The sequence below is a fragment of the Flavobacterium sp. genome (genome assembly GCF_004295795.1).
GTDB lineage: Bacteria > Bacteroidota > Bacteroidia > Flavobacteriales > Flavobacteriaceae > Flavobacterium.
In genome coordinates, this window is record NZ_SEBR01000016.1 from 76,432 (window position 1) to 82,867 (window position 6,436).

Below are 6,436 nucleotides of genomic sequence, written 5' to 3' on the forward strand. Positions count from 1 at the left end.
CTCCGGTCGCTGTGCCAAAATCGTGAAAAGTGCGCCCGCGACCTGTGGGTTTTCCGCCTGCATCCGGGCCGCGAGCATTTACGAAGGAAGTCCCGGCGTGGTTTTTTCTTCCTCTTCCCGCTTGTCTGAAAAACTGAAGTTGCGAAGTTGGGGCGCTCCAAAAAACGTCATCCCGATTACGCCCAAAGTAATGCATCCGCCAGTAACCACAGCTCTCACTGCTCCGAGCCAGTGCGCCATCACGCCGCTTTCGAAATCCCCGAGCTCGTTGGACGAGCTGATGAAAATCGTGTTTACGGCCGAAACGCGTCCGCGCATGTGGTCTGGCGTGACCAATTGTAGGATCGTTCCGCGGATCACCACGCTCACGGCATCGAACATTCCGGAAAACAAAAGCGCGAAAAACGAAAGCAAAAAGTGCTTGCTGAGTCCGAAGACAATTATGGAAATGGCGAATCCTGTCACGCACAAAAACAATTTGCGCCCGGGATTCGTCTTCAACGGAATGAAGGCCAAAAGCGCCATCGTGCAAATCGCGCCCATTCCCGGAGCGGCTCTCAAAATCCCAAATCCGGTTTCGTCCACCATGAGAATTTCTTTTTGGAAAACGGGTAAAAGTGCCACCGCTCCGCCAAATAAAACCGAAAACATGTCAAGACATTGTGCGCCCAAAAGCGCCGGCTTGCTCCAAACGAACCGCAATCCTTCGGTCAGGCTTCTCAAAACAGGTTCTTTCTCTTTTTTGATGACGGGTTTGGCAGAAATATGCAACAACGGGATCAAAAGCAATACTTCCACGGCCAAAACCACGAACATTCCCGTGGTGATTCCGCCCCAAGCGATCAGGAAACCCGCAACCAATGGCCCTATTACCGCACCGAGCTGCCAGGCCATACTGCTCCAACTCGTCGCATTGGGATACAAATCCCGGGGCACGACCAAGCCAGACATCGCGAATCCCGACGGTCCGTAAAACGCACGAAAAATTCCGCCAAGGAAAACCAAAAAGTAAATGACGTGCAATCGCGTATCGACGTGCAGATATTCAAAATGCGGCAAACTCAAAGTTGCGAGTCCCAAACCAAGCGCGATATATCCCAAAAGACACAGGAACAACATCTTGCGCTTTTCGTTCAGATCGACGATGTGTCCGGCGAAAAGCGAAAAACACACCGCGGGAATCACTTCGGCCAACCCTACCAAACCCAATGAAAGTTTGTCGTTCGTAATGTGGTAAACCCAATAATAAATGATGGTCGACTGCATGTTCAGCGCAAAAATCACTCCGAAGCGCATCGACAAAAAATAACGGAACTCTTTTATGACCAAAGCAGGATTCTTGGTCAGGAAACGGGAAAATTTGGGCGCGGATTCGTTTGGCATAGCTTGTGGAACCTGTCATCTTTAAAACCTTACAGGTTGCGCGGCAAAGATACTGCGTCGAAAATTCAAAATCCTGCGACCGATGGTGAAATTACACCCAAATTAACGCAAAAAAAACCCGGATCATTCCGGGTCATAATTTTCTATCGTGTCATCCTTGTGATGGAACTTTGAATGCGTTTTCACAAAATCTCGAGGTGTCGATTGCGAATAAGCTTGATCGTTCTGGTTGATTTCTTTGCCCGGATTTTCGGGACTTTCATAAAAGGCGCGGTCTTTTTCGACTGCCTTTTTCATTTCTTCGGCATGCACCCTTTCGGCATCGTTAACGATGTAATCGTTGATTTCCGATTCCTGGTAGTCGATTCCTGGCGCTGTCCTATCGGGTTTCCTGGTTTCCATGATTTCTGTTTTTTGTAAAGTTCGGAAACACTAGAGATTTTGAGTTATACGGTTGCTTTCTAAAATTGCACGGTTTGCCCAAGTTGGTTTTTGAAGCCAATTTTAAATCAACGTCTTCAAAATTACATCCGTCGGGTCAAAACTCAGATTTCCTAAACTTTGTCCCGCCCATAAATTCACGTATTCTACCAAATTCGCTTGTCTGGCAGCTTTTCGGAATGGTGCGGTAAGTTTGTTTTGATACGGATAAGGCAAGATATAGCCAGCGTTTTCGAACAGGTCTATGAAGTCATTTTTTAGTCCGCGGGCGTAGCGACCCGAGAAACTTTTGGTCAGCACGATTTCTCGTCTTTGGGCTGTAGCCAATCGCTGTTTTTCCGATTCGGTCAAGGCGCTTTCCTTTGAGCAAAGCAGTATTGTGCCAACCTGAAATCCATCCGCGCCAAGCGTTTTGACGGAATCGATCGTCTTTTTATTTGCTATTCCTCCGGCGTAGAGTATTGGCAATTTGGTCATTTGCCGGACGTTTTGCAGCAGCGACAATCCGCCGATTTGTGGGATATTTTCGTTTGAAAATGAACCGCGGTGACCGCCGGCTTCGATTCCTTGCACGCAAATGATGTCGATTTCGGATTGGATCAGGGCTTGGGCTTCTTCCTCGCTCGTACAAGTTCCGATAAGGGTTACGCCTTTTTCCTTGAATTTTTCGATGGTGCCGGAATCGAGATTTCCGAAAGTAAAACTCAGGATTTTGATATTCTCTTCTAGAATTGCTTGCGCCTGTTCGTGATAGCCCGATGGTTTGACATTTTCGATGTCGGGAAAGTCTACTTTGAGATTTAGTTTTTCTGACAATTCGCGGAGTGTCTGTCTTGTTTTTTGATATCTCGATTTCAGCTCTTGGGTGATTTCGGGGATTTGGTTTGCGAAGATATTTGCAGCAAAGCCTTCGCGTGTGAGTTGCTTGCATTCGCGAATTATCCTGGAGGAACTTTCGGAATCCAGATCTCCCAAAGCCGCCGATCCCAGAAACCCTGCGTTACCTGCTGCGGCGACCATTTGAGGTGTCGTGACTCCGAACATCGGCGCTTGGATGATTGGGTATTTGATTTGGAGTTTTTTGGTCAACATTTTCGAATCACCCGATTGGATCTATTTTTTTTTATAAAGGATATTGAGACGCTGCGCTCTTTAGCTAATTACTACATAGTCGCTGCGCTCTATTTTTGAACCATTAAGATAGTTAAGAACATTAAGGCGCTGCGCTTTTTTTCGGAGTCACAGACTCCGCCACGCCATTCGCAAAGTCACAGACTTCGCGCCCAAAAGCAATAAACGAAACATTTTTCCATCCAACCCAAGCAACTGCTTCAGCCTCTGCATTCAAGTCAACTCTGCCAGCTACTGCTACTGCTACTGCTACTACTGAAACCCCAACTAACCCCGAATAACCCGCAAAATCTCCAACTTAGGCAAAGCACCAGACTGCCGCCAAACCTGTCGCCCATTTCTAAAAAGAATCATCGTCGGCACGCCTTGCACCTGGTATTGACTGGCCAACGCGCGATTTTTGTCAACGTCGATTTTTATGACGGAAACTGATTCTCCCAGCTCGTCCTTTACTTCTTTCAGAATCGGCGCCAGCGCTTTGCATGGACCGCACCATTCTGCGAAAAAGTCGACCAGCACTGGTTTATCCTGATTTATGATTTGTTGGAAAATGCTCATTTCGTTTGTATTTCAGATAATAAATCGGTCATATCACATCTCCGGACATGCCTGTGGCAGATGCAATCACGACCAGGCGATTCCCGGCCGAAGCGAAATACTGCGCCTCGATCGGGTGCCCGTTTGCCGTTTCGAGCAACACATTTTGCATCACAAAATATAATCGGTGTTGATGAAATTTGATTTCTTGCTGTCGAGCAAGTCTGTAAGAATGCCGTTATTGTAGTCGTTTTCTTTCGCCGCGACCATCGTCCTTATCGAAAACGAGCGCAATCCGTCGTGGATGCTCAACGTTCCGGCTGCCGAATCTTTTCGTCCCGTAAACGGGAAAACGTCCGGACCGCGTTGGCAGGAACTGTTCAGGTTTACTCGGCAAACCAGATTGGTAAGACCGTCGATCAATGGCGCCAGCGTTTTCGGGTCTTTTCCGAACAAACTCACTTGCTGACCGTAATTCGATTCGGCCATATCATCGAGCGGCTCGTCGATATCCTTGAAAGAAAGCACCGGAATCACAGGCCCGAATTGCTCTTCGTGGTAAATTCTCATGTCTTTGTTCACCGGATAAACCACCGCCGGGAAAATATAATTGTCGTAGTGTTCGCCACCTTTCGCATTGAGCACTTTGGCCCCGTGCGCTTTGGCGTCGTCGATCAATTCCTGTATATACTTCGGTTTGTCAGGTTCCGGAAGCGGCGTCAATTTCACTCCGTCTTCCCAAGGATTCCCGAATTTCATTGCGTCGACTTTCTCGGAAAAACGAAGGTTGAATTCTTCGGCAATTTCTTCGTGGACGTAGACGATTTTCAGTGCTGTACAGCGTTGTCCATTAAACGACAAAGTTCCAGCGAGGCATTCTTCAATTGCCAGATCGAGATCGGCATCCGGTAAAATGATGGCCGGATTCTTGGCTTCGAGCGAGAAGACCATTCGCAACCTGTTCTTATGCGGATGTTGGTCCTGTAAGGCGCGTGCCGATGTACTGTTTCCGATAAGTGCCAAAACATCGACTTTTCCCGTTTGCACGATAGGACCGGCAACGTCGCGACCGCGTCCGTAAATGATGTTGATCGCTCCCGGCGGAAAACTTTCGGCGAAAGCGGACAAAATCGGAGAAAGTGCCAAAACGCCAAATTTGGGCGGTTTCAAAATCACGGTGTTTCCCATGATAAGCGCCGGAATCAAGAGCGAGAAAGTCTCGTTGATCGGATAATTGTACGGCCCGAGGCAAAGCACGACGCCAAGCGGGCCGCGGCGAATCATCGCATGAACACTTTCCGATTTCTGGAAACGCGCGCCTTCCCTATCCATTTTCTTGTATTCCTCGATCGTGTTGTTGATATAGTCGACCGTGCGATCGAATTCTTTCTGGGAATCGCCCAAAGTCTTCCCGATTTCCCACATCAGCAACTTCACGACTTCTTCCCGCGTCGATTTCATTTTGGAGACGAATTGCTGCATGCATTTGATGCGGTCGGCAACTTTCATGGTCGGCCACAAACCTTTGCCTTTGTCGTAGGCCTTTGCCGCCGATTCGATGGCTTCGAGGCCTTCTTTTTCGCCCATCGCGGGTATTTCGCCCAGCAATGTCGGTTTGTAGTCTTCGGTTGATGAGATTGGGGAAAAGACGTCGGTGTAAGCGCCGTCCCAAGTTTTGAGTTCGCCGTTTACGAGCCAGGTTTGTTGTTTTATTGGAGCGATTTTGTATTGGTCCGGGATTTTTGTCATTGTTGTGTTTTTTTGAGAGGTTTTTATAAAGTTACGGATTCTTGCGGGGGATTTTGTTCTTTTTTTTTGAAGCTTTTTCCGGCTACCAAGCACTAGCTTTTTTGCAAAAACCGGTTTTTCTATAGCTTGAAACGAGCTTCCTGCGGTCGCTGTTTCAATCCAAGAAAATCTCGGCTTTTTCTGCGAAAGGCTAGTTGCCCGCATCCGGGCTGGGATTGTCGTAAGACGATCCTTTTTCTTTTTTATTTTGATTCTGTGTTCTCGGAAATTATCTCATTCTCGAAGCCTGATAAAAATGAGCTTCGCTCATTTTGTGTTTGCGGCAGCTTCGCTGCCGAATGTTGTTGTTCGTCGCCTTCCGCGGGACTACTTTTGCCTGGCCGCAAAAGTAGCAAAAAGGCCTTGCGGCTCGAACCAAAAACGCGACCTGACAGCCCCAAAAATTCGGAAATGAAAAAACTCGCGGGAAAGCTTTTTCGTAACGACTTACCTTTCGGGTCGCTCAAACAGTTTCCATTTCTGCGAATTTTTGGGACGTCAGGTGCCCGCGTTTTGTGCTTAGGCCGCGGACTATTTGGAAGTGCCTATTTGCTTTTTAGCTTGCTTCGCGGCGCTAAAAAACGGCTCCGTAGCGAAAAACGGGTGTGTCTTTGACGGAAACAATCGGTTGGCTTTGATTGACATCCTGAGTTTTGACTTTGGCACGAAAATGCGGCTGACCACGGCTTTTGTTTGTTTCGAACCACGGGCTTTCGAGCCAAAAGTTTCCGGTGACTACGTTATGGAAACGATTTTGGCGATTGAGGAAAAAAGGTGTTTCGGAGACGCATTTTTCCAAAGCGACAGCGGAGGAAATCGAGGCCCAAGCAGATAGTAAGTCGTTTTACAAAAATCTCCGGGCCCGAAGATTCAGCGCCGCTAAAAATGTCAATAGACACTTTCCGATTAGTCCGGCATTTGAGCGTTTTGGCGGGTACCTGACGTCTTGGAAATTCGTGACCCGAGCAACGCGAACTGACGGAGCTTGCGTAGTAAATTAAAGGCTGTTTGAGCGACCCAAAAAGGTTCTCGTACCCAAAAAGTCTCCGCGAGTTCCTTTAATTCCCGAATTTCCAAGGCTGTCAGGTCGCCAAAATCGGTCGTGCCGCGCGCCCTTTTGTTACTTTTGCGGCGAGGCAAAAGTAAGCCCCGCTGG

Annotated in this window: 8 protein-coding genes; all 8 read right to left on the reverse strand. The window is 48.0% G+C overall.

All coding sequences use genetic code 11. The features are described 5' to 3' along the window. Positions 1–78 precede the first annotated feature (78 nt). Complete coding sequence (locus EOO49_RS13800; RefSeq protein WP_290846664.1) at positions 79–1,383, reverse strand: MFS transporter; 1,305 nt, start codon at positions 1,381–1,383, stop codon at positions 79–81. Positions 1,384–1,506: 123 nt separating this feature from the next. After that, positions 1,507–1,785, reverse strand: coding sequence for a hypothetical protein (locus EOO49_RS13805; protein ID WP_290846665.1), 279 nt, complete (start codon positions 1,783–1,785; stop codon positions 1,507–1,509). 102 nt (positions 1,786–1,887) lie between these two features. Beyond that, on the reverse strand, positions 1,888–2,916 hold the full coding sequence (locus tag EOO49_RS13810; protein ID WP_290846667.1) for a nitronate monooxygenase: 1,029 nt from the start codon (positions 2,914–2,916) through the stop codon (positions 1,888–1,890). A 306-nt stretch (positions 2,917–3,222) separates the two neighbouring features. Next, positions 3,223–3,513, reverse strand: a complete 291-nt coding sequence (gene trxA / locus EOO49_RS13815) for a thioredoxin (RefSeq protein WP_290846669.1) — start codon at positions 3,511–3,513, stop codon at positions 3,223–3,225. A 28-nt stretch (positions 3,514–3,541) separates the two neighbouring features. After that, complete coding sequence (locus EOO49_RS13820) at positions 3,542–3,667, reverse strand: hypothetical protein (protein ID WP_290846671.1); 126 nt, start codon at positions 3,665–3,667, stop codon at positions 3,542–3,544. Then, on the reverse strand, positions 3,664–5,241 hold the full coding sequence (locus tag EOO49_RS13825; RefSeq protein ID WP_290846673.1) for an NADP-dependent glyceraldehyde-3-phosphate dehydrogenase: 1,578 nt from the start codon (positions 5,239–5,241) through the stop codon (positions 3,664–3,666). The genes EOO49_RS13820 and EOO49_RS13825 overlap by 4 nt, the downstream gene beginning before the upstream one ends. A gap of 242 nt (positions 5,242–5,483) precedes the next feature. Further along, positions 5,484–5,747 carry a hypothetical protein gene (locus EOO49_RS13830; RefSeq protein ID WP_290846675.1) on the reverse strand — a complete coding sequence of 88 codons (264 nt, stop codon included), beginning with the start codon at positions 5,745–5,747 and terminating at the stop codon, positions 5,484–5,486. A gap of 439 nt (positions 5,748–6,186) precedes the next feature. After that, positions 6,187–6,436 (reverse strand): hypothetical protein (locus tag EOO49_RS13835; RefSeq protein ID WP_290846677.1); only part of this gene is annotated, 250 nt, incomplete at its 5' end.